At 65.2% G+C, this 25,909-nt stretch carries 25 protein-coding genes and 2 tRNA genes; 15 read left to right on the plus strand and 12 right to left on the minus strand.

Translation table 11 applies throughout. The features are described 5' to 3' along the window. Positions 1-11: 11 nt before the first annotated feature. Positions 12-1,871 (minus strand): gamma-glutamyltransferase, encoded by a 1,860-nt coding sequence (ggt, locus tag CB0101_RS05645; protein WP_071778146.1) that lies wholly within the window; start codon positions 1,869-1,871, stop codon positions 12-14. A 24-nt stretch (positions 1,872-1,895) separates the two neighbouring features. Then, entirely contained in the window at positions 1,896-5,504 is a 3,609-nt protein-coding gene (locus tag CB0101_RS05650) for a hydantoinase B/oxoprolinase family protein (RefSeq protein ID WP_010310305.1), read from the minus strand. A gap of 51 nt (positions 5,505-5,555) precedes the next feature. Between CB0101_RS05650 and CB0101_RS05655 the strand changes: the two genes are divergently transcribed. Next, entirely contained in the window at positions 5,556-6,482 is a 927-nt protein-coding gene (locus CB0101_RS05655) for a LysR substrate-binding domain-containing protein (protein ID WP_010310306.1), read from the plus strand. On the opposite strand, the gene CB0101_RS05660 is transcribed toward CB0101_RS05655, so the two are convergent. Next, positions 6,433-6,924, minus strand: coding sequence for a YajQ family cyclic di-GMP-binding protein (locus tag CB0101_RS05660; protein WP_010310308.1), 492 nt, complete (start codon positions 6,922-6,924; stop codon positions 6,433-6,435). The two genes, CB0101_RS05655 and CB0101_RS05660, sit on opposite strands and share 50 nt — an antisense overlap. A gap of 87 nt (positions 6,925-7,011) precedes the next feature. Between CB0101_RS05660 and CB0101_RS05665 the strand changes: the two genes are divergently transcribed. The 3 genes from CB0101_RS05665 to CB0101_RS05675 all read left to right on the plus strand — a co-directional run bounded on the left by CB0101_RS05665 (position 7,012) and on the right by CB0101_RS05675 (position 9,971). Continuing rightward, positions 7,012-7,416 (plus strand): MAPEG family protein, encoded by a 405-nt coding sequence (locus CB0101_RS05665; protein WP_010310311.1) that lies wholly within the window; start codon positions 7,012-7,014, stop codon positions 7,414-7,416. 98 nt (positions 7,417-7,514) lie between these two features. After that, entirely contained in the window at positions 7,515-8,351 is an 837-nt protein-coding gene (locus CB0101_RS05670; protein ID WP_010310317.1) for a C-type lectin domain-containing protein, read from the plus strand. 123 nt (positions 8,352-8,474) lie between these two features. Next, positions 8,475-9,971 carry a hypothetical protein gene (locus CB0101_RS05675; protein ID WP_010310318.1) on the plus strand — a complete coding sequence of 499 codons (1,497 nt, stop codon included), beginning with the start codon at positions 8,475-8,477 and terminating at the stop codon, positions 9,969-9,971. A 138-nt stretch (positions 9,972-10,109) separates the two neighbouring features. Here the strand turns inward: CB0101_RS05675 and CB0101_RS05680 are convergent, their stop codons facing one another. Genes CB0101_RS05680 through ebsA form a run of 3 tightly spaced genes read right to left on the minus strand, consistent with a single transcriptional unit; the run spans position 10,110 to position 12,186 of the window. Further along, entirely contained in the window at positions 10,110-10,622 is a 513-nt protein-coding gene (locus CB0101_RS05680; RefSeq protein ID WP_010310320.1) for a hypothetical protein, read from the minus strand. Positions 10,623-10,659: 37 nt separating this feature from the next. After that, on the minus strand, positions 10,660-11,778 hold the full coding sequence (locus tag CB0101_RS05685; protein WP_010310322.1) for a phosphotransacetylase family protein: 1,119 nt from the start codon (positions 11,776-11,778) through the stop codon (positions 10,660-10,662). Positions 11,779-11,802: 24 nt separating this feature from the next. After that, complete coding sequence (gene ebsA / locus CB0101_RS05690) at positions 11,803-12,186, minus strand: type IV pilus biogenesis protein EbsA (RefSeq protein ID WP_010310324.1); 384 nt, start codon at positions 12,184-12,186, stop codon at positions 11,803-11,805. A gap of 57 nt (positions 12,187-12,243) precedes the next feature. Between ebsA and CB0101_RS05695 the strand changes: the two genes are divergently transcribed. Continuing rightward, complete coding sequence (locus tag CB0101_RS05695) at positions 12,244-12,975, plus strand: NAD-dependent epimerase/dehydratase family protein (protein WP_010310332.1); 732 nt, start codon at positions 12,244-12,246, stop codon at positions 12,973-12,975. An 18-nt stretch (positions 12,976-12,993) separates the two neighbouring features. Here the strand turns inward: CB0101_RS05695 and map are convergent, their stop codons facing one another. Continuing rightward, entirely contained in the window at positions 12,994-13,869 is an 876-nt protein-coding gene (gene map, locus CB0101_RS05700) for a type I methionyl aminopeptidase (protein WP_010310334.1), read from the minus strand. A gap of 64 nt (positions 13,870-13,933) precedes the next feature. Here map and CB0101_RS05705 point away from each other — a divergent pair, with 64 nt between their 5' ends. The 6 genes from CB0101_RS05705 to gltX all read left to right on the plus strand — a co-directional run bounded on the left by CB0101_RS05705 (position 13,934) and on the right by gltX (position 16,938). After that, complete coding sequence (locus CB0101_RS05705) at positions 13,934-14,239, plus strand: hypothetical protein (RefSeq protein WP_010310335.1); 306 nt, start codon at positions 13,934-13,936, stop codon at positions 14,237-14,239. 42 nt (positions 14,240-14,281) lie between these two features. After that, on the plus strand, positions 14,282-14,785 hold the full coding sequence (gene rplS / locus CB0101_RS05710; RefSeq protein ID WP_136643998.1) for a 50S ribosomal protein L19: 504 nt from the start codon (positions 14,282-14,284) through the stop codon (positions 14,783-14,785). A 98-nt stretch (positions 14,786-14,883) separates the two neighbouring features. Continuing rightward, a tRNA-Trp gene (locus tag CB0101_RS05715) sits at positions 14,884-14,956 on the plus strand. 37 nt (positions 14,957-14,993) lie between these two features. After that, positions 14,994-15,182, plus strand: a complete 189-nt coding sequence (locus CB0101_RS05720; protein ID WP_006043540.1) for a hyperconserved protein Hcp — start codon at positions 14,994-14,996, stop codon at positions 15,180-15,182. A gap of 213 nt (positions 15,183-15,395) precedes the next feature. Beyond that, positions 15,396-15,469, plus strand: a tRNA-Asp gene (locus CB0101_RS05725). Positions 15,470-15,495: 26 nt separating this feature from the next. Further along, a complete protein-coding gene (gene gltX / locus CB0101_RS05730; RefSeq protein WP_136643999.1) occupies positions 15,496-16,938 on the plus strand; it encodes a glutamate--tRNA ligase in 1,443 nt (480 codons plus the stop codon). Here the strand turns inward: gltX and CB0101_RS05735 are convergent. From CB0101_RS05735 to CB0101_RS05745, 3 genes are read right to left on the minus strand one after another with little or no spacing between them, the layout of a single operon-like run. Then, positions 16,843-18,120: a cation:proton antiporter gene (locus CB0101_RS05735; RefSeq protein ID WP_043717901.1), complete on the minus strand. Its 1,278-nt coding sequence runs from the start codon at positions 18,118-18,120 to the stop codon at positions 16,843-16,845. The genes gltX and CB0101_RS05735 overlap by 96 nt on opposite strands. Beyond that, positions 18,104-18,355 (minus strand): hypothetical protein, encoded by a 252-nt coding sequence (locus tag CB0101_RS05740; protein WP_010310382.1) that lies wholly within the window; start codon positions 18,353-18,355, stop codon positions 18,104-18,106. The genes CB0101_RS05735 and CB0101_RS05740 overlap by 17 nt, the downstream gene beginning before the upstream one ends. Beyond that, positions 18,355-18,912, minus strand: coding sequence for a DUF1643 domain-containing protein (locus CB0101_RS05745; RefSeq protein ID WP_010310384.1), 558 nt, complete (start codon positions 18,910-18,912; stop codon positions 18,355-18,357). Before CB0101_RS05745 ends, CB0101_RS05740 begins: the two co-directional genes overlap by 1 nt. Before the next feature lie 33 nt (positions 18,913-18,945). Here CB0101_RS05745 and CB0101_RS05750 point away from each other — a divergent pair, with 33 nt between their 5' ends. From CB0101_RS05750 to cysS, 4 genes are read left to right on the plus strand one after another with little or no spacing between them, the layout of a single operon-like run. Continuing rightward, positions 18,946-19,284: a nucleotidyltransferase family protein gene (locus tag CB0101_RS05750; protein WP_010310392.1), complete on the plus strand. Its 339-nt coding sequence runs from the start codon at positions 18,946-18,948 to the stop codon at positions 19,282-19,284. Further along, positions 19,281-19,673: a HEPN domain-containing protein gene (locus tag CB0101_RS05755; RefSeq protein WP_010310393.1), complete on the plus strand. Its 393-nt coding sequence runs from the start codon at positions 19,281-19,283 to the stop codon at positions 19,671-19,673. Before CB0101_RS05750 ends, CB0101_RS05755 begins: the two co-directional genes overlap by 4 nt. A gap of 20 nt (positions 19,674-19,693) precedes the next feature. Beyond that, positions 19,694-22,756: a DNA polymerase I gene (polA, locus tag CB0101_RS05760; protein WP_010310395.1), complete on the plus strand. Its 3,063-nt coding sequence runs from the start codon at positions 19,694-19,696 to the stop codon at positions 22,754-22,756. Between the two features lie 11 nt (positions 22,757-22,767). Next, complete coding sequence (cysS, locus tag CB0101_RS05765) at positions 22,768-24,237, plus strand: cysteine--tRNA ligase (RefSeq protein WP_010310397.1); 1,470 nt, start codon at positions 22,768-22,770, stop codon at positions 24,235-24,237. Position 24,238: 1 nt separating this feature from the next. On the opposite strand, the gene CB0101_RS05770 is transcribed toward cysS, so the two are convergent. After that, positions 24,239-24,454 carry a hypothetical protein gene (locus CB0101_RS05770; protein WP_010310398.1) on the minus strand — a complete coding sequence of 72 codons (216 nt, stop codon included), beginning with the start codon at positions 24,452-24,454 and terminating at the stop codon, positions 24,239-24,241. A 43-nt stretch (positions 24,455-24,497) separates the two neighbouring features. After that, positions 24,498-25,859 carry a sodium-dependent transporter gene (locus CB0101_RS05775; RefSeq protein ID WP_010310400.1) on the minus strand — a complete coding sequence of 454 codons (1,362 nt, stop codon included), beginning with the start codon at positions 25,857-25,859 and terminating at the stop codon, positions 24,498-24,500. Between the last annotated feature and the right edge of the window lie 50 nt (positions 25,860-25,909).

Raw genomic sequence — 25,909 nt, forward strand, 5'->3', positions numbered from 1 at the left:
CGGCTAATCGCTCAGGGCCGCTCCGCCACCGCAGCAGCATCGAGCCGGCGCGGATCAGCCACGCCCGCACTCCCCACAACCGCTGCGCCACCGGTACCGGGGCCGTAGCGCACCTCCACCGAATTGGCCGAGCCCATGGCCGGCACCAGCTTCACGGTGTGGCCTTTCTGCTCAAGCAACCGCAGGGTGTCAGGGCTGAAGCCCTGCTCGATGCTGATCTGATCTGGCCAGAGCTGGCTGTGCAGCCGCGGCGAAGCCACCGCCGAGGCCAGATTGAGCCCGTGCACCAGGCGGTTGAGCAACACCTGCAACACCGTGGTGATGATGCGGCTGCCGCCGGGGCTGCCGGTGGCCAGCAGCGGTGAGCCATCCGGGCGGAACAGCAGGGTGGGGGTCATCGAACTGAGGGGGCGGCGGCCGGGGGCGATGGCGTTCTGGCTGCCCTGGCGCAGGCCGTAGGCATTCGGAGCGCCGGGCTTGGCGGTGAAATCATCCATCTCGTTGTTGAGCAGAAATCCCGCTCCCGGCACCGTGATGCCGTTGCCGTAGGCCGTGTTCAAGGTGGTGGTGGTCGCCACCAGGCCGCCATCGCGATCCACCACCGACAGGTGTGTGGTGTTGGTGCCCTCCCCCAGGGGGCTGGGTTCTGCCTCCAGCTCCGCGGCCGGACGATGGCGATCGGCGCGGATGCGTCGCCGTTGCTGGGCGGCATAGCGATCACTGAGGAGACGATCCAGCGGCATCGCCACCTGATCAGGATCACCCAGCAACCGATTGCGGTCGCGGTAAGCGAGGTTCATCGCCTCCACCATCGGGTGAATCGTGGCAGCGCTGTTGAGGCCCGTGGCGGCCAGATTGAGCGGCTCCAGCACCTTGAGCAGCTGCAGCAGCGTGGCGCCACCACCGCTGGGGGGCGGCATGGTGAGCACCCGATGGCCCTGGAAAGTGGCCTGCAAGGGCGTGGCCCAGGGGGCTTGATAGGCCGCCAGATCCGCACGGTTGATCAAGCCGCCACCGCTCTGCATCAAGGCGGTGAGCTGCTGCGCCAACCGACCTCGATAGAAACAGCTGGCACCTTGCTGGGCGATGCAGCGCAGGCTGGCCGCCAGCTCAGGCTGCCGCAGCCGCTCACCGGGCTGATAGGGCTGGCCGCTTGGCTTGAAAAACTGTCGAGCACTGGCGGGCTGCTCCTTCAGGAGTGGTGCGGCGGCCGCTAATGAAGCGCTCAATTCAGCCCCCACCGGGAAACCCTGTTCAGCCAGATCAATGGCGGGCTGCATCACCGCCGCCAGCGGCAAACAGCCGTAGCGCGCCTGCACCCGGGTGAGCCCTGCCACCGTGCCAGGCACCCCTGTGCTGAGCAGGCTGCGCAAGGCCCGCTGCCGGTTCACGCTGCCGTCGGGGTTGAGAAAGAGATCCGGGCCCGCCGCCTGGGGCGCTGTTTCACGGAAATTCAGGGCCACAGCCTCGCCGCGACCCACGGCCAGCGCTTGGGGCGGGGAGGCCTCCCGAGCCACCGCGCTGCAGGTGCTGATCGGCCCGCGGCGCGGCAGCCAGAGCACCAGAAAACCACCACCACCGAGATTGCCCGCCTGGGGCAGCGTGACCGCCAACGCAAACGACGTGGCCACGGCCGCATCCACCGCATTGCCCCCCCGGCGCAGGATCTGCGCACCCACCGCCGCCGCCTGGGCCTCCTGGGCGGCCACCATCCCGCCACTGGATTCCACCGGGTGGAACCGCTGGGCCCGCTCCTGCAGCAGGTTGGCGTGGGCGGGAGTGCAGGCGATGGCTGCAGCGATGCCGAGGAGAAGGCGGGGGTGCAGCACTGGGGCTAGGGGAAGAAGCACGTTCCAAGTGTGGATATCCATGGAGATCCGCCGGCGGAGAGCCAACTACACGCGTCCATACCCACCACCCCCAGGCGTTTCCACCCTCACCCGATCACCAACCCCCAGCTCCACCGCCACGCTGCCGGGCAACAGCTCGCAGGCACCATCGGCGCGGCGCAGGCTGTTTTGACCGCAGCGACCCGCCTCGCCTCCCGCCAATCCAAACGGAGCCACCACACGGCTACCGGTCAGCAGCGACAACCTGATCGGCTCGAGGGCCTGAATCTCCCGCACCACCCCATCTCCCCCGCGCCAGCGGCCGGCGCCGCCACTGCCACGCCGGATCGCAAAACGCTCCAGCCGCACCGGCAGGCGCTGCTCAAGGATCTCCGGATCGGTGAGGCGGGAATTGGTCATGTGCGACTGCACCGCCGCAGCCCCCGGGAACCCGTCGCCCGCGCCGGTTCCGCCGCAGATCGTTTCGTAGTACTGACAGCGCTCGTTGCCGAAGCTGAGGTTGTTCATCGTGCCCTGGGCCGCCGCCATCACCCCCAATGCGGCGAATAGGGCGTTGGCCACCGCCTGAGAGGTTTCCACATTGCCGGCCACCACCGCCGCGGGCGGCAGCGGATGCAGCATTGAGCCCTGCGGCACCAGCAACTCCAGCGGCTCGAAGCAACCGGCATTCAGGGGGATCGCTTCCTGCACCAGGCAGCGGAACACGTAGAGCACCACCGCTTTGGTGATCGCCAGGGGCGCATTGAGATTGCTGGGCTGCTGGGGAGAGGTGCCGCTGAAATCGATCTGGGCGCAGCGGCGGCTCCGGTCCACCCGCACCGCCACCACAATCTCGGCACCGCAGTCCATCTGAACCCGCGCCTCGCCATCGCTGAGGCGATCGATCACCCGCCGCACGGCCTCGGCGGCATGGGCCTGCACCTGCTCCATGGCGCCGCCCACGGCGGCCAGGCCTTGCGCCGCCATCAGGGCCTGCAGCCGCTCCACCCCCAGGTGGTTGGCCGCAACCTGAGCCTGCAGATCGGCAATCAACTGGTCGGGATTGCGCACCGGAAAGGCTCCCGCACGGAGGCGTTCCTTCCAGGTCGCCTCCAGCAACAGGCCATGCCGCACCAAGGGCACGTTGTCGAACAGCAGACCCTCCTGCTCAATCGTGGTGCTGTGGGGCGGCATCGATCCCGGTGTAATGCCGCCCACATCGGCGTGATGGCCCCGACTGGCCACAAACGCCGCCAGCTGCTCGCCGGCAAACACCGGGCTGATCACCGTGAGGTCGGGCAGGTGGGTGCCGCCGTTGAACGGGTTGTTTGACACCACCGCATCGCCGGGGGCCAAGGGCTTCAGGGCACCGCGCTCCACATCCCGCAGCAAGGCCACCACGCTCTCCCCCATCGAACCGAGATGCACGGGGATGTGGGGCGCATTCGCCACCAGGCGCCCCTTGGCATCAAACAGCGCGCAGGAGAAATCGAGCCGCTCGCGGATGTTCACCGAAGCGCTGGTCTGCTGGAGCCGTGTGCCCATCTGCTCGGCGATCGCCATGAAGCGATGGCTGAACAACTCCAGCTGAATCGGATCCAGCGTCGATGCACGCAACTGATCGATGAGCTGCGTGGCCGCCTCCACTCCGCTCTGCTCCAGCAGCAGCTCCCCCGCCGGCAGCACCTGAGCGCACCACCCCGGCAGCAGCAGGATCGTGCCCGTGTCCTCGGCAATCAGCGCCGGCCCCTGGATCTTCTGCTCCCTGCGGAGACGCTCACGCCGCCACAAGGCTGCACGTTGCCAAGCGCCGTGGACGTACAGCGGCACCTGCGCAACAGGCGCTTCATCCAGCGATGCGTCGGCCTGCACTCCCAGCTGTAAGGGGGCGCCCGGCCAGGTGAGCTCCAGCGACAAACGCTCCAGCTCGGGCCAACCAGCAACCCCATCCGGTCTGGAGGGGAGGTAGCCATAACGGCCCCGGTAGGCCTGTTCAAAGGCCTCCACCAGCTCGGCGACACTGGCAGCCTCGGCCCAGACCACGGGCAATGACTGATCGGCACCGGGCCAGCGCAGGTGCAGCCAGCGCTCGAGCCGCCGTTCAGCGCCCCTCACGCTCTCCTGCTGAAGCAGCTGCTCGGCCCGACGCTCCAGATCCTGCAGCAGGGCATCGCTGAGCCGCTCGCCCACGCTCTGCTCCAGCACCTGCCCTTGATCCGCCAGGCCGATGCCATAGGCCGACAGCACACCAGCAAGGGGATGCAACAGCACTTGGCGCATGCCCAGCAGTTCCGCCAGGGCACAGGCGTGCTGGCCGCCGGCCCCGCCGAAGCTGCACAGCACCGCCTCCCGCAGATCGTGGCCCTGCTGAATCGAGATGCGGCGGATCGCTTCGGCCATGCGCTCGAGGGCCACCGACAACGCACCCTCAGCCGCCTGCTCGGGGCTGCAGCCCATCGCGGCTGCCAACGCCTCAAACTGCTCCGCCACCACAGCGTGATCCAAGGGTTGATCCGCGCCGGGGCCAAACACCGCCGGGAAATAGTGCGGCTGCAGCCGGCCCAGCAGCAGGTTGGCGTCGGTGATCGTGAGCGGGCCGCCGCGCCGGTAACAGGCAGGCCCTGGAGCAGCCCCGGCCGACTCGGGGCCCACCGCCAAGCGCAGGCCATCGAAGCGCAGGCACGAGCCGCCACCGGCCGCCACGGTGTGGATCTCCAGCATCGGGGCCTGAATCGGCACCCCGCCGAGCTCCACGTGCTGTTGGCGCGGCCAGCTGCCCTCCACGTAGCAGACATCGGTGGACGTGCCCCCCATATCGAACCCAACGATCCGCCCGAAGCCCGCGGCAGCAGCCGTGCGCGCCGCCCCGACCAAACCACCGGCCGGGCCCGACAGGATCGTGTCCTTGGCGTGGAGAACCGCCGGGGCCGCCAGCATCCCGCTGGATTGCATCACCTGCAGGGGCACGTTCGGGCCCAGATCAGCGCGCACCTGTTGGAGATACCCCTGCAACACAGGCGCCACCGCCGCCTCCAGCACGGTGGTGTGCCCTCGGGGCACCAGCCTCGGCAGAGGGCTCACCTGGTGCGAGAGCGCGATCTGCTCAAACCCCAACCCCTCCAACCAGGCGCCCAGCGCCTGCTCATGGCTCGGGTTACTAACGCTGTGCAGCAGGGCAACGGCAACGCTGCGCACCCCGTCAGCCCAGGCTTGCTGCAACGCTTGGCGCAGCGTGCCATCCAGCTGCAATGGCTCCAGTTCTTCGCCGTTCGCAGCAAGACGGCCCTGCACCTCGATCACCCGCTCAAAAAGGGGATCAGGCCGTTCAATCGCCAGGGCGAACAGATCGGGACGGTGCTGGTCGCCGATGCGCAGCAGATCGGCGAACCCTTGCGTCACCAGCAACAAAGTGGGTGCACCCTTGCGCTCCAGAAAAGCGTTGGTGGCCACGGTGGTGCCCAGCCGCACCTCTTCCACGCAGCCGGCGGGGATGGGTGCCGACGAACCACCCAGGCCTAGCCAACGCCGAATCGTGCGGACAGCTGGATCTCCCGGAAGCTCGGGCTGCACCGAGAGCACCTTCTCCACCCGCAGCTGGCCCTGGGGGTCGCGGGCCACCACATCGGTGAAGGTGCCGCCGCGATCAATCCAGAAACGCCAGCTGCCCAAAGCCACCTGCAGCTGCCGGCAAGGGCCGAAACTCTACGAAGACCTCCCATCCGCCCCTTGGTTGAGCAAGACGTGCTGGCCGCCCTCGACGGGCTGCTGTGGCTGCGCACCGGGGATGCGGTGGCCGAGCGCCTGGGCATCAGTCAGTCCAGCGTGTCGCGCCTCGCCAACCGCTGTTTGCGCCTGTTTGACATCCAGGGCAAGAAGCTGGATGGGGAGTGGGATCTCATCGGTGATGAGCCCCTGCTGGCGGCGGAACGGCAGGTGCACCAGGCCGCCCGCTGGCGCGGGCATCGCCCCCTGCGGCTGGAGGCCACCTACTGGTCGGGCCCATTGATCTGCAACCCCGTGCCCGCTGGCTGGACCCTGGGGCTCTGCAACATCGTGGGGGTGCAGCGCAACTGGGCGCTGCTGCGGGAGCGGATCGTGGATGGATGGTTGTCGGGTCTGCCCGATCTACCGGCGCCCCACGATCCTGATCTCACCAGCCTCACCCTGTGCGAGATGCCGGTGCATTGCCTGGTGGGGCAAGGCCACCCACTGCTGGATCGTTCCAGCCTGAGCTGGAACGATCTCACCGCCTTCCCGAGCCTGGCGCTGCCAGCCGGTGCCTACCCCAAGGTGGAGCAGGCCCTGCGAAAACTTGGACTATGGAGCTCTCCGGTGCGCATGAAGCGCTACCAGCGGCAGCTGTGGGAAGGCAAAACCGAGCAAGAGCTCACCATTGGCTATGGCACCGCCTTGAGCCTTGAACTGTCGGGTGCATCGATGCAGCGACTGCCCCTGCAGCTGCCGATCCAATCCGGCGAGGCGCTTGTGGTGCGCCGCGACTATGCCGTCACCCCACAGTTTCAGCAGTTGGCCCGAACACTGCATGCTCGGCTGAGCCAGCTGGCCGCGCGTCTGCCGGAGATCACCATGCGACCGCTGCCGTTCAGCGGTAGTTCTGGAACTGCAGAGGCACTTCCACGTCCTGAGCCTTGAGCAGATTGATAGCGGCTTGGAGGTCGTCCTTGCTCTTGCCGGTCACCCGCAGCGCGTCGCCCTGAATCGCCACGGTCACCTTTTTGAGCTCATCGCGCACGGTTTTGCTGAGCTTCTTGGCCAGGTCTTGGGTCAGGCCCTTGCGTAGCTTCACCAGCTGCTTCACCCGGTTACCGCCCACGGGTTCAGGGGTCTGGAAGTCGAAGATCTTGAGGGAGAGGTCGCGCTTGGTGGCCTTCTGACGCAGCACATCTTCCACGGCCTGGAGCGTCATGTCGCTGGCGGTGGTGATGGTGAAGCTGGTCTCCTCCAGGTCGATCTCGGTGTTCGAATCCTTGAGGTCATAGCGGGTCGACACATCGCGGCGCACCTGATCAAGGGTGTTCACCAACTCCTGACGGTCGAAGTCGGAAACCACGTCAAAGGAATAGGTGTCGGCCATGGGCAGAGCAGCGGCAACAGCGGGAACTGAGCCCAGCCTAGAAAAGGAGGCTGATTCCAACCGCCGGCCCCGCGCCGTTCAGCCTCGATGCAATCTGCGTTTGCCTGGTCGCTCTGCCTGGCCGCCGGCGTGGTGGTGGCCAGCCTGATCCCTCTCGGCGCAGCCCGCTCCCAAGCCGATTTCCAGATCAGCGACCTGGCCGCGCCAAGGGCGATGTTTGATCGCTTGCCGGAGTGGGGCAAACGCGCCAACTGGGCTCACCTCAACAGCTTCGAAGCGTTTGTGCTCTTTGCGCCGGCCGCCCTGCTCTGCCTGATCGGCAACGTCGACAGCACCGCTGCCATCGCCGCTGCCTGGATCTATCCCGGTTTACGCCTGGCCTATATCGCCGCCTACGTGGCGAACCTGCCGCCCGTGCGGTCGCTGTGCTGGGCTGGGGCGATGGTGTGCACGGGGATTCTGTATCTGGATGGCGCCACAAAACTCATGTAAACCCACCCCAACGGAATTCCAAATAAATCCGGTGAAACCGGCACAACATCAAGAGCCCCAATCAAGGTAGTAAGTGCGCTTACACACCCCTGCTCCCGATGGGTCAAGCGAAGTACTACGCCGAATTCACACACGGCACCGGCACCGACAAAAACACCTACCGCGTCTACAAGGATAAGCTTGGCTACGAACAGGCCAAGACCTACGCCACGAGCCTCACTGGCGATGCCACCAAGAGCTACCTAGTGAGCACCGCAACATCCGGCGAAAACGACGCGGTTTACAACAAAACCACTGAATACATCACTCCGGGCGCCTACCCAAACAACTACGTCTGGATGGGCGGCAATTACGACGGCGCCAACTGGAAGTACTACTACAACGGTGCAACCGTTGACGATGGTGGCGCGAACTACAACAACTGGAACCAACTGGGCTACGCGGAGTGGGCCGCAGCGGCCGACCCCGCCCAGAAGTACATGGCCATGGGCCTCCAGTACGACACAGTCACCGGCAAAGAGTGGTACCCCAAAACAGATACTCCCTCCTACTACGTAACCGAAACAGTCTTCGGCTACGACCCCAACTACCGCGACATCAACACCATCGGCTACGGCTCCAGCAAAGAAATCATCACTGATTACACGCCGTCTAACTACGACGCCGGCCTGCGAATCAACGCCCGCGAGCTCACCAACTTCGACCACTACACTGACTGGAACTTCAAATCCTTCAACAACAAGAAAAAATTCAAGAAGGCATCCAAACAAGATTACGACTTCGTTTACTACAAAAAGACTGGCGACCTCTATTACAACGAGAATGGAGATTCCAAGGGCTGGGGCCTGGGCGGCGACTTCGCCCAGCTGGAGAACCGCTACCGCCTCACAGAAAGCCAGATCTCGGTCTACGACTTCCTAGGCCATTCCGCCTGAGCCGAGCCAACCAAGGCATTCCCTCACCCCTCGCACCAGAGGGGTTTTTTTGTGTCTTGAAGAGCCTGTGAGCAGCATCACAGCCTGGCGGGATCCAGATCAACGCTGGCCAGAACGGGGCAGATGAAGCTGAAGCAGTCGGAGGTCAACCACGACCTCGCGAGCACTGCTCATCTCACTTCCTACAACACCATGGCCATAGCAACCAAAACCTTCATCCTGCAAGGCAGCATCAACAACGGCATCACTGCAGAAGGGATGTCGATCTCGGCTATCAATAGCAAAGGGCGAACCCTCGACAGCGAAGTTCTGAACGGCAGCAACTCCTTCGAGCTCTCCTTCAAGACCAAAAAAGCACTTCAAAAAGCCAAAAAGGGCAGCATCAACCTTGTCTCCACAGACCTCAATGGTGATGCCGGCAACCTCATCTTTCAAGATGCCAGCGGCGATCTGAATCCCGACACCCAAACCAAAGCGTTCACCATCAAGGCCAAACGCGGCTCCGCTTCCGTCAATCTCGATCTCGAAACCACAACGGTCGGCGAACTACCTCCTATCAACTTCAACGGCAGCCGCATCGCTCTCACCGCTGACCGCGACATCTACACCAGCACCCAGGGCGGACAGGACATCAATGGCTTCGTCGACGACGGGCAACGACTCACCGCTCAAGACGATGAAATCACCGCCGCGGCGGGTCGGCTGGGGCAAAACGATCGTATGAACGACGCCTCGAGCACGGACAACGACCGCCTGCTCCTCAGCACGAACAGTGCCAACAAGCTGGGAGATGCCATTGGCGGTGTCCAAGAGATCACCGGGATCGAAACCATCAGCATTACCGCTGACCAGGACAACGGTCCCTCGTCTGTCTTTGACAAGGTCTCCGGACTGAAGAGCCTGGACATCTCGGGCAGCTTCACCTCAGTGGTCAGTCACACGATTCGTGGCGCCGTTGAGGCCGGTGCACGCAGCTTTGACTTTTCCGGCATCACCGCCCAGAGCCGCGGCGTCGTGATGAATGACTTCGCCACCGGCAGCAACCAGGAAACCCTCCGCATCGAAGGTAGCCAGGCCATTGAAGGTGATCACTTCAAAGGCGGTCTGTTCAATGCGGTGATCAATGGCAATGGCGGTGCCGACGAATTGATCGGATCTGAGCTCGGTGCCTCCAGCACCCTGAACGGCGGCAGTGGCAGGGATTTCATCACCCTGAACAACAACAATGCCAGCGACACCGTCAAGCTGATCGGCATCACCAATGAGCTTGATCAAGACACCATCACTGGCTTTGCAGGTCAAGCCAACAACGCTGCCAACTACGACATCCTTCAACTCGACGCAGCCACCTACTCCAACTACGACGCAGGTGCGGCTGCGAATCTGCAGACCGTGAACGATGTGTTCGCCAACCGCGGCGCTCGCAACGTGATCCTCAAGGACACCGCTGCCAACCTTGATGGCTTCCAATTCCAGTCCGCACCGGCCATCGCCATCGACACCACCAACAACGTGATCCGCTACAGCAGCATCGGCGACTTCCGCAACGGTCAGTACCAGGAGATCGCCTTCATCAACAACGCCGATCAACTCCTCGCCGGTAATTTCAACTTCGTGTGATCAACATCAGCGACTCACACTCGCCGAGCATGATCCCTCAAATCCAAAGTCGCCCCGCCCCTCAAGGTGGGGCTTTTGCATGCAGGGTCAAGATCAGATCACAACCCCGCTGAACTGATCATCTGTCCAGGAGACAGATCAATCAAAAAACATCAAACTCACCACCTTCCCCATATCCTCCGCCGTGCGGCAGCTCGCCAACAGCGTTTCGCTGTCGTGGAAGGCGAAGCAGATCAATTGATCGCAGCGGCGAATGATCTCCTGGTTGCAGAGGCTGCTGGCCATCGGCAGGGGCAGCTCATCGTTTTCAGGCTTTTCCACCAGATGCAGCACCTGCTCCAGCTGCTCGCGAGATTCGCGGGGCTGGCGATCCAGGCTCTGGGGGAGCAACACCGTGAGCCGCGAGGCATCGATCTCGAGCACGCTGCGGATCACGGCCGAATTCACCCCCTGGGCACCAGAGGTGATCAGGCTGTGGCCCTCCTGGGCCAGGGAGCGCGACACCAGCTCCACCAAGTGGACTGACACCACGGGAACATGGCGGCTTCCCAGGATCGCAATCCGCCGCTTGCTGCGGTCCTGGAGCATGGCCAGCTCCTGGGCCAGGGTGTCGATCCGGTCGAGGGCCGGTAGATCAAGAGACCGGGTCAACGCATAACACCTGCTGACGCCTCGAAACTAGCAGTGTTCACGCGGGAATCGGCAGTCGCAGACGCTTCAGCAGCGGCTCAAAATCACAGTGCTCTTCCACCAACCGGAAGGCGTAGGTGGCCTTCACCGATTCGTGCAGGCGCACATGACCGAAGGCGCTTTCGATCACCTCCACGGTGGTGAGGGTGTCGTGCTCCACCTTCAGCAGCGGCACTTCCAGCTCTTCAGCCCGGGAGATCAACTGGGGCAACGGTTCGCCTGCACCCGTGAGGATCAGGCACTGGGTGGAAGCCTCCAGAGCGGCCAGTTGAATATCGGTGCGATCAGCACCGGTCACCACCGCCATGTTGCGCCGGCGGCGGAAGAACTCCATGGCGGAGTTCACGTTCATGGCGCCGATGGAGAGGGTTTCCACCAGCAGATCCAAGCGATCGCGGCAGCAGAGCACGTCCGCATCCAGGCGGCGGCTGAGCTCTTCCACCGTCACGCTGCGCAGCAGCGGCGATCTCGGCATCACCCCCAACACTGGAATGCCGAGCCGCTCTAGGGCCGGAGCCACCTCCGCGCGCACGGAAGCCACCTGCTCCGGCGGCAGACCATTCAGCACCACCCCGCAGAGGAGATCACCCAACTGATCGCGAGCTTCCAGCAAAGGCTCAGCGCTATGGCAACCGCTCCAGCTGTGCACCAGCACCACCGGCGCCTGAAGCCCCCGGGCCACCTGCACCAGATCCAGGCCGTAGAGCCATCCATCGTTGAGGCCGCCGGCGCCCTCCAGCAGGGTCACTCCCTCCCCACCAGCGCCGACTTGCTCCTGCAGGGCCGTGAATCCGGCACCCGCATCCAGGTTCCCGGCCAGCAAGCGCTCGCGCGCGGCATCAGCGCTTTGCAGATGCACCGAAGGCACCAGTTCGGCTTCGCTCAGGCCCAGGATCTGGCCCACAAAGCGCACGTCGTCGTCGATCAGCGGGCCATCGCCACCGGCCCCGAGCTCAGCACTGTCGGCGAGCGGCTTACCGATCCGCACCGAAAGACCTCGCTGCAGCCACTGGCGTGCCAAACCCAGCACCACCGCTGATTTGCCACTGAACGGCTCACAGGAACCGATCAGCAGGGCCGACGAACGGGCGTGGGAGGACGCGCTGTCGTGACCCATGAGGCGAAAGCTGGTGCGGCGAATCTAGGCCTGCAAAGCCTGGGAATCGAGCCCAAGAATCAACCACTGCCAGAACGGCTCCGGGAAATCCGCAGGCTGGCCCGACGCCCCGCCCGCTGCCTGCCAGGCCATCAACCACTGCAGCAAGCGATGGGTGGGCAGCTCAAAGCTGTAGGTCGCCGGCTGCTCAAGGCCCTGGCCCTGCACCGAAAGCTGCACCTGAGCGGCCTCCAGCGGTGCCACGCCCGGCTGCCACTGCAGCTCAAACGGCCGCTGGCCTTCCGGCCGCAGCGGGCGCTGACCGTGGAGATGGCCGCGCGCCAGCAGCTGCAGACCGGCTTCGAGAGCGGAGGGTTCCGTTGCCCCCTGGCAATAGGGGGCGAACAGGGCCACCAGCGCCGCCGACATCCGCTCCACTCCAACTGCTTTGAGGATGCCGCAAGCTGACGCCAACGCCCATTGCCGATGTCAGCCCAGCCTTTTGCCGGACGCACCGTGGCCGTGACCGGTGCCAGCGGCAGCCTCGGCAGCGCCCTGCTGCTGGCACTGCACCAGCAGGGGGCTGCACTGGTGGCCCTCACCAGCAGCGATCAACCGCTGACACTCACCAGCGCCGATGGCCAGGCGCTACCGCTCGAACAGGTGCCCTGGCGCTGCGGAGACGAGCAGGCCCTCAAGCCTGTGCTGGAGCGTTGTGATGTGCTCGTGATCAACCATGGCTTCAACAGCCATGGCAACCGCAGCGCTGACGCCGTCTGGCGTTCGCTGGAGGTGAATGCCCTGAGCAGTTGGCGGCTGCTGGAGTTGTTTGCCGCCATCGCCAACAGCGATCCGCCTGAGGCCCGGGCTCGAGAGCTCTGGATGAACACCTCGGAGGCTGAGATCCAGGCAGCCGTAAGCCCTCTCTACGAGATCAGCAAGCGCCTGCAGGGGCAGCTGCTCAGCCTGCGCAGCCTCGATCTGGCCAGCCCCCGGCTGCGCCTGCGCCGGCTGGTGCTGGGCCCATTCCGCTCAGCGCTGAACCCGATCGGGCTGATGAGCCCCGCCTTTGTGGCGCGGGAGATTTTGCGGCAGGTGGGCTGGAACTGGGGGCTGGTGATCGTCACCCCCAATCCCCTCACCTACGTGCTGATGCCTGTAGCCACCATGGGCCGCTGGCTCTACTTCCGAGCCACCAGCAAGGGCTCAGAGGCTTGAACCGCGCCGGCGGTCGCCTCAGAAATCGCGATCGGTCAGGATCTCGCAGCCGTCGCTGGTGACAGCGATGGTGTGCTCCCACTGAGCCGACAAGCTGCCGTCCACGGTCACCACCGTCCAGCGGTCTTTCAGGGTGCGGCAGGCCTTGCTGCCGGCATTGAGGATCGGCTCCACAGCCAGGGTCATCCCAGCCCGCAACTTCATGTTGGGCAGCTCGCGGGTGCGGTAGTTGAACACCGAAGGCTCCTCGTGCAGGTTGCGGCCCACGCCGTGGCCCGTGTAGTCCTCCACCACGGCAAAACCATGGGCCTCCACGTGGTCTTGCACGGCGCCGGCCAGCTCAAACAAGGTGCTGCCCGCCTTCACGGTGGCCAGACCCTTCATCAACGATTCCTGGGCGACGCGCGAGAGGGTGCGGGCTTGCTCGGGCACCCCTTCACCCACGCACAGGGTCACGCAGCTATCGCCGTGATAGCCGTCGAAATAGGCACCGGTATCGATCTTCACCAGATCGCCGGCCTTGATCAGGCGTTTGTTGCTGGGAATGCCATGCACCACTTCGTTGTTGATCGAGGCGCAGATGCTGGCGGGGAAACCGTGATACCCCTTGAAGCTGGGCACAGCGCCCATCTCACGGATGCGCTTTTCGGCATGCGCATCGAGATCGCCGGTGGTCATACCCGGAGCCGCCATCTCGATGACTTCGCGCAACACCGTGGCCACGATGCGGCTGGCCTGGCGCATGGTTTCGATCTCGCGGGCGCTCTTCACCTCCACGCCGCGACGACTCTTCTGAATGCGCGGCCCGGTTTGCGTCACCACCGACGGTGCCGGCGCCGCGCCCCCATCAGCGGACTTCTGCGTAGCGGCGAGCAGTTCGGCGAACAGGTTCATCTCGGCGTTACGGGCCCTTCCATTCAAGTTAGAACCTGGAACCTCAGCTCGGCCGATCCCCGCCATGAGCCCGCCGTTGGTTCAACTGCGCCGCTGGCATGCCGCGCTGGCCCCTGTGGTGCTGGCCCCCTTACTGCTCACCGTGCTCAGCGGCATGGCCTATCGGCTGCTCAAAGACTGGGCAGGCCTCGGCCGAGACCAGGTGCACTGGCTGATGGTGCTGCACGAAGGCGAATGGCTCGGGCATTGGGCGGAACCGATCTATGTGCTGCTCAATGGCCTTGGGCTGCTGTGGATGCTGGGCAGCGGTGGCTGGATGCTGGTGCGACGCTGGGCCCCTCAGAGGCCGGCAGGACCCCCTGCACCCTGAGCCAGTACACTGGTTGTTTGGCCAGGCGTTTTTCGGAGCTGGATGGCAGCGGAATCCAAGGACATGACTGACGACATCAAAGACACCACCAGCGAAACCACCAGCACCGAGGCCAACGCCGCTGCTGAGAGCAACGTTGCAGTAGCCGAAAAGCCCGCCGCCAAGGTGAGCGTGGGCAAGCTGAGCGCCAGCGCGTTGATCCGCGCCTTCGAAGAAGAGCAGATCGCCGCCCAGGCCAAGGATCACCCCGACATCTACGTGGGTGACACCGTGCGCGTGGGTGTGCGCATCACCGAGGGCAACAAAGAGCGCATCCAGCCCTACGAGGGGGTGGTGATCGCCAAGCGTCACGGTGGCCTCAACGAGACCATCACTGTGCGCCGCATCTTCCAAGGTGTTGGCGTTGAGCGTGTCTTTCTGATTCACAGCCCTCAAGTGGCTTCCATCAAGGTGGAGCGCCGCGGTAAGGTGCGTCGAGCGAAGCTCTTTTACCTGCGCGACCGAGTGGGCAAAGCCACCCGCGTCAAGCAGCGCTTCGATCGCTGATCGGCTTCAGCCCTCAGCTCCTGGCCATCCTTTGTTGATCGGCCCGCCGGATGATTCGGTGCAAACCAGGATCATCCGGCTGAGGGAACATCGGCCCTGCGCCGTTAGTTCAGTTGGTAGAACGCAGGTCTCCAAAACCTGATGTCGGGGGTTCAAGTCCTCCACGGCGCGTTCGGTGTTCCCTCCCTGCAGTTTCTACGTTCCGGACATGGAGTTGGATCTACAGCCCGGTGATGTCGTCAAGGTTCTCGAATCAGCCGCTTTGGGCTGGGTTCGTGCCCGGGTGATCCGCGTGAAATCGGGTGGTCGTGTGGTCGTGCAAAGCGATCAAGGTCGTGAATTCACGGCACGCGGCAATCAAGTGCGTTTGATCGAGCCCGCAGGCTTCCGCCCCTGACGTGCAGCCATCGCTCTGCACTCTTCAGCCCGCCAGTTGGCGGGCTTTTTTGATGGCTGGATGCATCAGCCAGCCATCGGTTCAGCATCCAGCAACCCAACTCACGTCAGCCAGTTGACGGAGGGCAGGTCGGCAACGGATACTTTTGAGGTCGCCGACGCGACACAGACGCGGGCCAAAATCCCAGTCTGGGAGAGCTCTTAGAGCACTCATGGGACTGTAGTTCAATCGGTTAGAGCACCGCCCTGTCACGGCGGAAGTTGCGGGTTCGAGCCCCGTCAGTCCCGTTCCATTTCATCTGAGGACAAAGCCAGTGGTGGCAACTGGAGCGGCGGTGCGTGTGCGTCTCGCCCCCAGCCCCACCGGCACGCTCCACATCGGCACGGCCCGCACGGCGGTATTCAACTGGCTGTTCGCCCGCCATCAAGGCGGCCAGTTCCTGCTCCGCATCGAAGACACCGACAAGGAACGGAGCAAGCCGGAGTACACCGCCAACATCCTCGAAGGCCTGCATTGGCTGGGTCTGAACTGGGATAGCGAGCCGGTGGTGCAGAGCGAGCGCATCGCCGAACATCGCGCCGCCATTCAGCAGTTGCTCGACAGCGGCCGCGCCTACCGCTGCTACGCCAGCGAAGCCGAACTCACCGAAATGCGTGAGCAGCAGGCCGCCGAGAACCGCGCTCCCCGCTACGACAACCGCCACCGCGATCTCAGTCCCGAGCAGGAGCAGGCCTTCATCGCCGAAGGGCGCGAAGCCACGATCCGCTTCCAGATCGACGACAACGCCGTGATCACCTGGACCGATCTGGTGCGGGGCGAGATGCGCTGGAGCGGCGCCGATCTCGGTGGCGACATGGTGATCGCCCGCCGGGCGCCCGCCGACCAGATCGGTGATCCCCTCTACAACCTGGTGGTGGTGGTGGACGACGCCGCCATGGCGATCACCCACGTGATCCGCGGCGAAGACCACATCGCCAACACCGCCAAGCAGCTGCTGCTCTACGAAGCCCTCGGTGCCCCGGCACCGGTGTTTGCCCACACGCCGCTGATCCTCAACAAGGAGGGCAAAAAGCTCTCCAAGCGCGATGGCGTCACCTCCGTGAGCGACTTCCGCAACCAGGGCTACACAGCCGATGCCCTGGCCAACTACATGACCCTGCTGGGCTGGTCGCCGCCGGATGGCATGGGCGAACGCTTCAGCCTCGCCGACGCCGCAGGCGTGTTCTCTTTAGATCGGGTGAACAAAGCCGGCGCCCGCTTCGACTGGGACAAGCTCAACTGGCTCAACAGCCAGGTGCTGCACGAACGCGGCCCCGAGCAACTGCTCGCCGACCTGCTGCCCCTGTGGAGCGCCCAGGGATGGGACAACACCAACGCTGATCCCGCCTGGCTGCAGGAGCTCTCCGCCCTGATCGGACCCTCCCTGGTGACCCTGCAGGACGGCATTGAGCAGGCCCGCCCCTTCTTCGAGCGGCCCGAGCTGAACGAAGCGGCTCAACAACAGCTGGCCAGCGATGGGGCGCGCCCTGCCCTGGCAGCGCTGCTGGAGCGCCTGCCCCAAGGCCCGCTCACCGCAGATGCTGCGCAGGCGTTGCTGGGCGAAGCGGTGGCCGCCGCTGGCGTGAAGAAAGGGGTGTTGATGAAAACCCTGCGCGCCGCCCTACTCGGAAGCCTGCAGGGCCCCGACCTGATCACCACCTGGTTGCTGCTCCAGCCCAGCGGCGAGGCACGCGGCCGGATCGAGCGGAGTCTCTGAGGCCACAAGGCCCAGCCGCTCGGCTAACCATGGGGATGTGAAACCCGGGAGGGTCACGGTCATCAGGATCGTGAGGAACACGAGGCCCTTCAACGCACCACCTCCGCTGATGCCAGCGGCATCGAGCTTGAGCGCAAACAGGCTGGCCACCGCCGCGGTGACGATCCCGCGCGGTGCCACCCAGCTGAGCAGCAGCTTGTCGCGCCAGATCAGCGAGGGAATGCCCAGCCCAGCCACCTGAAGCACCCCAAAGCGGAACAGCATCAGCGCAGCCACACACCCCACGCCGCCCCATCCCAGTGGGCTCAGCTCGTTCCACGCAACGTCGGATGCCAGCAGCGGAAACAACACGGTGATCGCCAGCTGCGCCAGCTGAAAAATCAGGTCATCGAGCTGGCTGGCCTGTTGATCCAGCCGCAAGCCCACCACCACACCGGCGATCACTGCGGCGGGAAAACCCGCCTCCGGCAGCAAGAACTGGCTGCCAGCCACCAGCAAAAACAGCACCCCCAGGGAGAGCTGCAGCCGCAGCGCATCGGCATCCTCCGGCAAGCGCTCCAGCAGCAGCACCAGCAGGCCACCGGCCAGGGCCCCCAACAGGGCTCCACCGCCGAGGCGCAGCAACAGCAATCCCGCCACTTCCTGCCAACCGGGCAGATCACCGAGGGCCAGCTGCAGGAGCAGCAGCGCCAACACCGCCGCCACCGGCTCCAGGATCAGCCCCTCCGCCTCGAGCACATGGGCCAGGCTGGGAATCAACCGCATCTGGCGCACCATCGGCGAAATCACGGTGGGGCCCGTGGCGAGAGCGATGGCCCCGAACACCCAGGCCAGCGGCCAGCTCAAACCGGCGAACGCATGGGCAAGGGCCGCACCGCCCACCAGGCCAAGGCCACCGCGCACGAGCACCAGCTGAATCACGGTGCGCTGCAGTTCCCGCCCCGCCAAGCGAAGCTTCAGGCCGCCATCGAACAGCACCAGGCTCACCAGCAGACCCACCAAGGGTTCCAACCCCTGCCCCAGCGCCTCCGGCTGCACCAGATCGAAGCCGGCTTCCCCCACCAGCAGTCCCAGGGCTAGCAGCAGCACCACCGAGGGCAGGCCGCTGAAGCGGGCGATCAGCTGAGCGAGGGAGCCGGAGAAGAAGGAGGCGCCCCAGATCAACTCAGTATTCGTCGTCATCCAGGGCGCCGTAGATGGGTTCCACCCTGATGCCCTGCACGGCGCTGGGTCGCACCACCAGATACTCCCCGGGCAGCTCAGTGATCGGCACGTTGATGAAGGCGTCGGCAGGGCCAGCGTTCAGCACGGTGCCGTACCACTGCTGAAAGGCATCGAGGCTGGGGAAGTGCACCACCTGGGTGTGCCCACCGGCCAGCATCAGATGAATGGCGTAGCGACTGGGGGTCCGGGCCATCAGCGAGTAGCGAGCCGAAGCACAGCCCCAGGATGCTGCAGCAGCAAGGGTTGTGCAGCAGCTGGGGCATAAAGCGGATGACGGGGCTGCCCGCTGGCGGTGAGCCCGATCGCCCACAGCGGCAGATCGGCCGGAAGCTTCGCCGCCAGGAGGGCCAGCACCTGCTGATCCCGCTGCCTCCAGACGCCACCATTGCCCCAACCCAGCCACAGAGCATCGCCAGCCTGGGGCTGGAGCCGCGCCAGGCCCTGCCTGAGCCAATGATCGTTGTCAGGGCCAATCGGATCGCTGCAGCGGCGCAGCACCGCGGGGCTGGCCGAACAGCGACCAAACAGATTCACCACCTCCAGGCAGCCAAAGCCCCAGGTCTGGGCAAAACCAGTGAGCCGGCGGAGAGTGGGATCGTTGCGCTCCGCATCCGCCCGCGAGGGGTTCAAGCCGATGAACAGCAGCCGCGGCCGGGCCGGATCCCAGGCGCGATGAAGCGTCCAGCGGTAGAGGCCGCAGGGGCTGAACTGCGCCCCAAAGCGGGTGTGTGGCAGAGCGATCGCAGCCACCTGCGTTGAAAAGATTCCATCTAGCCTGATGCCATGGCCAGCCTTGCCGCCATCCGCGAGCGCCTACGGAGCAGCAGGCTCGACCAGCTGCGCCAACAAGTTGGCGCGATTGTTCCCTATCACCCTGGATCAGAGGTCTGGCTGTTTGGCTCCTTAGCTCGGGGCGACTGGGATGCCTATTCAGACATCGATTTGCTCGCGGTTGCTCCCTCGAAGGCAGCCGCCGCTGCACTGGCAGATGCCCTGCAAGGTGCCTGCATTGGTGACGATGTCCTCGCTCTCAGCACCGATCGCTGGCAGCAGCTGAAGAACGGAGACGATCCGTACTGGCGCGCGATCGGCCAAGAAGCCCTGCAACTCTGCCGGCCATGACACCGCGATCAGAGGCTTGGATCCGTCAAGCCACGAGCGATCTCAAGGCTGGCCGTTGCATGGAGTCGGAGGGTTTTCATGCGCAGGCCTGCTATTTCGCAGGGCAAGCGGCCGAAAAGGCCTTGAAGGCTTTGGTTGTGGCCATCGGGATTACACCGCCTCACAGCCATGCCTTGGAGCGCTTGGTTGAGGTTCTGGAGCAACACGACCTCGATACCGCCGCCATCCGTTCTCTGCGTCTCAAACCCTTGAGCAGGATGAGCAGCGAGACCCGTTATCCCCACGGAGACGAGGCCCCCATTGATTTGTTTGACGCGAACGACAGCAAGGAAGCACTGACCACAGCAGAAGCTGTTGTGCAAATCGCCGCGGCACATCTGGCAGGCTGAGCCGATTCGGGCGACTCAGTGTGGCGGCGGCCAACTCCACCAGCACCAAACCCCTGCTGCTGCTGGTGGATGGCCACTCACTGGCCTTCCGCAGCTTCTACGCCTTCAGCAAAGGAGGGGAAGGCGGCCTGAGCACCAAGGAAGGGGTACCCACCTCGGTGACCTACGGCTTCCTCAAGGCTCTGCTCGACAACTGCAAAGGCCTGGTCCCGCAGGGGGTGGTGATCGCCTTCGACACCGCTGAACCCACCTTCCGCCATGAAGCGGATGAGGCCTACAAGGCCCACCGCGATGAGGCCCCCGAGCACTTCTTCCAGGATCTGGGAAACCTGCAGCAGATCCTCCAGCAGGCGCTGGATATTCCGCTCTGCATGGCCCCCGGCTACGAAGCCGACGACGTGCTCGGCACCCTGGCCAACCGCGCCGCCAATGACGGCTGGCGGGTGCGCATCCTCTCCGGCGACCGCGATCTCTTCCAGCTTGTGGACGATCAGCGCGACATCGCCGTGCTCTACATGGGTGGAGGTCCCTACGCCAAAAGCAGCGGGCCGGTTGAGATCCGCCGCGAGGGCGTGATCAGCAAGCTCGGCGTCACCCCTGAAGAAGTGGTGGACCTGAAGGCCCTCACGGGCGACAGCAGCGACAACATCCCCGGCGTGAAGGGCGTTGGCCCCAAGACCGCCATCAACCTGCTGCAGGCCCACACCGACCTCGATGGCGTCTACACGGCTTTGGCCGAACTGCAGGCCGCCGGCCCGAAAGCCAAAGACCCCAAGGGCGTGCTGAAAGGAGCCCTGCTGGGCAAGCTCGAAGCCGACCGCGACAGCGCTTATCGCTCGCGGATGCTCGCCAAAATCCTGGTGGACATCCCCCTCCCTCAGGACCCGCGCCTGCCCCTAGGGGCCGTGAACGCTGAAGCCCTGGCTGAAAGCCTGGAAGAGCTGGAGCTGTTCAGCCTGCGCCGCCTGGTGAACCAGTTCGCGCAGGTGTTCTCGGCGGAACCGCCCGAATCCCTGGCGGAGGCAGAGAGCGGGGGGCAGGGAACCTCGGGACGCTCTCCAAAGGCGGATATCCCTGGATATCCAGACCCGGACAGTGCTGCGGGCACAGCGGCTCCGAGCGCAGCAAGCTCCTCCCCAGCCCGCGCATCAGCCCAACCGTCGTCGCTGGATGCTGCGCCACCCGAGCTGCAACCCGAGCTGATCACCAGCCCAGAAGCGCTGGCCGCCTTGATGCAGCGCCTGATGGCCTGCACCGACGTTGCCGCCCCAGTGGCGCTCGACACGGAAACCACCAGCCTCAACCCCTTCCGCGCCGAACTGGTGGGGGTGGGCGTGGCCTGGGGAGAAGGGCCAGCTGACCTCGCCTACATCCCCATCGGTCACCGCGTGGGCAGCAGCGGCGAGACGCCCGATCTGCTCAGTCCGCCGCCCGCGCAGCTTCCCCTCGATCAGGTGCTCACCGCCCTGGCCCCCTGGCTCGGCAGCGCCCAGCACCCCAAGGCGCTGCAGAACGCCAAATACGACCGGCTGATCCTGCTGCGCCATGGCCTGCCCCTGGAGGGCGTGGTGATGGACACGCTTCTGGCCGATTACCTGCGCGATGCCAACGCCAAGCACGGCCTGGAGCTGCTGGCCCAGCGCAACTTCGGCTTCCTGCCCACCAGCTACAGCGAACTGGTGCCCAAGGGCGCCGATTTCTCAGCGGTGCCGATCGAGCAGGCCGCCCTCTACTGCGGCATGGATGTGCACGTGACCCGGCGGCTTGCACCGCTGTTGCGCGCGCAGCTGGAGGAGCTCGGGCCGCAACTGCCCCAGCTGCTCGATCGGGTGGAGCTGCCGCTCGAGCCGGTGCTGGCGCTCATGGAAGCCACCGGCATCCGCATCGACACCGCTTACCTGGCGGAACTGAGCAGCGAACTGGGGCAAACCCTGCAGCGCCTTGAGGCCGACGCCAAGGCCGCCGCCGGAACCGATTTCAACCTCGCCTCCCCCAAGCAACTGGGCGAGCTGCTGTTCGACACCCTCGGCCTCGATCGCAAGAAGTCCCGCAAAACCAAAACCGGCTGGAGCACCGATGCCGCCGTGCTCGAAAAACTGGAAGACGCCCACCCGGTGGTGTCGCTGGTGCTCGAGCACCGCACCCTCAGCAAGCTCAAGAGCACCTATGTGGACGCGCTGCCGGCGCTGATGGAGCCCGAGACCGGCCGGGTGCATACCGATTTCAACCAAGCCGTGACGGCCACGGGGCGCCTCTCCAGCAGCAACCCCAACCTGCAGAACATCCCCATCCGCACCGAGTTCTCGCGCCGGATCCGCAAGGCCTTCCTGCCCGAAGCCGGCTGGCAGCTGATCAGCGCCGACTACTCCCAGATCGAGCTGCGGATCCTGGCCCACCTCTCCGGCGAAGAGGTGCTGGTGCAGGCTTACCAACAGGGCGACGACGTGCACGCCCTCACCGCCCGGCTGCTGCTGGAGAAAGACGAGGTGAGCGCCGATGAGCGCCGTCTGGGCAAAACGATCAACTTCGGGGTGATCTACGGCATGGGCGCCCAGCGCTTCGCCCGCGAAACCGGCGTCAGCCAGACCCAGGCCAAGGAATTCCTCAGCAAGTACAAGCAGCGCTACCCGAAGGTGTTCGCCTTCCTTGAGCTGCAGGAGCGCCTGGCCCTGAGCCGTGGCTACGTGGAAACGATCCTGGGGCGCCGCCGCCCGTTTGCGTTTGACCCGAGCGGCCTGGGCCGGCATCTGGGCAAAGACCCACTCGAGATCGATCTAGACATCGCCCGCCGCGGCGGCATGGAAGCGCAGCAGCTGCGCGCCGCCGCCAACGCCCCGATCCAGGGCTCCAGTGCCGACATCATCAAGCTGGCGATGGTGCAGCTCCACCACCAGCTCGCGGCCAGCGGCCTGCCCGCACGGCTGCTGCTGCAGGTGCACGACGAACTGGTGCTCGAGGCCGCTCCGGAGGCCCTCGAAGCCGTGCGCACCCTCACGCGTGAAACCATGGAGCGCGCGGTTGAGCTGTCCGTTCCCCTGCTGGTGGAAACGGGCGTCGGCCCCAACTGGATGGAAGCCAAGTAAGCGACAACTCGATGACCCTCAAGCTCACCAACACCCTCACCCGCCGCGTTGAGGAGTTCCGGCCGATCGAGCCCGGCAAGGTGAGCATCTACTGCTGCGGCGTCACGGTCTACGACCTCTGCCACCTGGGCCATGCCCGCAGCTACATCGCTTGGGACGTGCTGCGCCGCTACCTGATCTGGAGCGGCTACGCGGTGACGTTCGTGCAGAACTACACCGACATCGACGACAAGATCCTCAACCGCGCCGCCGAAGAAGGCAGCTCGATGGAGGCAGTGAGCGAGCGCAACATCGAGGCCTTCGTGGCGGATATGGCCCGGCTCAACATCCTTCCCGCCGACCGCATGCCGCGGGCCACCCGCAGCCTTGATGCGATCCGGGCGCTGATCAGCGAGCTGGAGGCCAAAGGCGCCGCCTACTCCGCCGATGGCGATGTGTATTTCGCCGTGATGAAACACGCCGGCTACGGCAAGCTCAGCGGCCGCGATCTGGAGCAACAGAAAGACAACGCCGCCGGCCGCGTGGCCTCCGAGGAAGAAGCCCGCAAGCAGCACCCCTTTGATTTCGCCCTCTGGAAGGGCACCAAGCCAGGCGAGCCCAGCTTCCCCTCCCCTTGGGGCGCCGGCCGGCCGGGCTGGCACATCGAATGCTCAGCGATGGTGCGCGAGGAGCTGGGCGACACGATCGACATTCACCTGGGTGGGGCTGATCTGGTGTTTCCCCACCACGAGAATGAGATCGCCCAATCGGAAGCGGCCACCGGCAAGGAGCTGGCCCATTACTGGCTGCACAACGGCATGGTGAATGTGGGCGGCCAGAAGATGAGCAAATCGCTCGGCAACTTCACCACCATCCGCGCCCTGCTGGATTCTGGCGTCTCGCCGATGACGCTGCGCCTGTTCACCCTGCAGGCCCACTACCGCAAACCGCTCGACTTCACCGCCGAAGCCCTCGACGCCGCGGCCACCGGCTGGAAGGGCCTCAACGCCGCCCTGGGCCTGGCCGGCGAGATTGGCGCTGCGTCGAACCGCGCAACCGAGTTGCCGAGTGCCCTCGCTGCGGCCCGCGAGCGCTTCGCCGCGGCCATGAACGACGACCTCAACACCTCCGCAGCCCTTGCGGTGCTGTTCGAACTGGCGAAGCCGCTGCGCTCCCTGGCCAACCGGCTGGAGCGCGGCGATGCCAGCGCCCGCAGCGAAGCCTCCACACCGGAACTGGCCGCTCAAGCCGCCTTGCTGCAGGAGCTGGCCGGGGTGCTGGGGCTGCGTCATGAAGCACCTGATGCCGCCCAGCCAAGCGGAGCGAACGCTGCTGCCACTGGCCTCAGCGACGCTGACATCGAATCCCAGATCGAAGCGCGCAAAGCAGCCAAAGCGGCCCGTGATTTCGCAGCAGCCGATTCCATCCGCGAGGCGCTCAAAGCTCAAGGCATCGAGCTGATCGACAAACCCGGCGGCGTCACCGAGTGGCTGCGCGGCTAAGTCAGCCCTTGGGCGCCTGCTGATCCTTCATCATCTGCTCGATCTTGCGGATGCGCTGGGCGGTGGTGCTCCACACCTCCTTGCGGAAACCAGGCTGGCACTGCTCCACCAGCTGCTCGATCACTTCACCGCGCTCGAAGGCATCCCAGAGCTCGCGCTCAAGCCTGGCGCGCTCGATGAAGTTGAAACGCTGCAACCACTGTGGTCCGAGCGCCATGGGGGAGGCCTGTCTGCTGGGGCCAGTTAAGCGCTGCTGGCCCTCAGCCGGCCGACCAGCTCTTCACCAGATCCACCACCGACACCACGAGCCCCAGGCTGATCACCGGCACCGACACCCAGCGCAGCCCCCACCGCAGCAGCTTCAGCAAACGAGGCGAAGTGCCGGAACCCTGCAGATCGGCGCTGAAGCGATCCGGCGCACGCCAGCCCATCAACAGGGCCATCAGCAGACCGCCAGCGATCAGGCACACACCGCCAAACACGGCATCCATCTTTTCGAGAACGGCCACATCCAGGGCCGCGGGCAAGCCGATCACGGCGATCACGGCCACCATCAGCCACACCGCCCGGCGGCGGCTCCAGCCGAGGCGATCCATCAGCGAGCTCACCGGCACCTCCAACAGCGACACCGACGACGTGATCGCGGCCACATAGGCCAACGCAAAAAAGGCCGCGGCCACCACACGGCCCGCCACCCCCAGTGAACCCAGGCCCGTTGGCAGGGCGATAAACAGGGTGCCCACGGTGCTGCCGCTCACCACATCCGCCAGGCCAAAGCTGGCCACGATCGGGAAGGTGACGCAGCCCGCCATCAGCCCCACAGCGGTGTCCATCCCCACCACAGCCACCGCTTCACCGGGGATGCCGCTGCGGCGATCCAGATAGGCCGCGTAAGCCAGGATGCAACCAATGCCCGCCCCGATTGAGAAGAAGGCCTGGGTGAAGGCGTTGCGGATGGTGGTGAGGTCGGTGAGTTTGCTGGCATCCCAACGCAGCAGGAAGCTGGCGTAGCCCTCCTGAGCGCCGGGAAGGGCAGCAGCCCAAAGCAGCAGCGCCAGCAGCACCACCAGGAGCAGCGGCATACCCCAGCGCGACAGGCGCTCAATGCCGGAGCGGATGCCGGCCACCACCACCAAACCCGTGAGCGCGAGGCTGAACAGGTGCCCGAGCACCGCATCCCCGCCGCTGCTGATGGCACCGAAGAAGCTCTCAGCCGCCGCCATATCCGCTGGCAGTGGAGCGGTGATCGCATGGAGCAGGCTGCGGCCGGTCCAACCCATCAACACGGCGTAGTAGCTGAGGATTCCCACCGAGGCAGCGATGTACAGCCAGCCGAGGGGCGCCCAGCGGCGCCCACCCGCGGTGATCGGCGCCACCAACGGCGCGTGACCGGTGCTGCGGCCCAACACCATCTCCGCCACCAGCACCGGCAGGCACACCACCGCCACGATCAGCACATAGAGCACCACAAAGGCCGCACCGCCGCCCTGGGATGCCCGGTAGGCAAAGCCCCAGAGGTTGCCCAACCCCACGGCACTGCCCGCCGCGGCCAGCACAAACCCCAGGGATGAACCCCACTGCTCCGGCGGCCGTCCACGCTCCGCTCCGCTGTGCTCCTGCATGAACCGCCGGCTAGGTGGGCCCAGTTTCCCGGCTGCGGGCCTCCTGCGGC

The organism is Synechococcus sp. CB0101 (assembly GCF_000179235.2).
Classification (GTDB): Bacteria; Cyanobacteriota; Cyanobacteriia; order PCC-6307; family Cyanobiaceae; genus Vulcanococcus.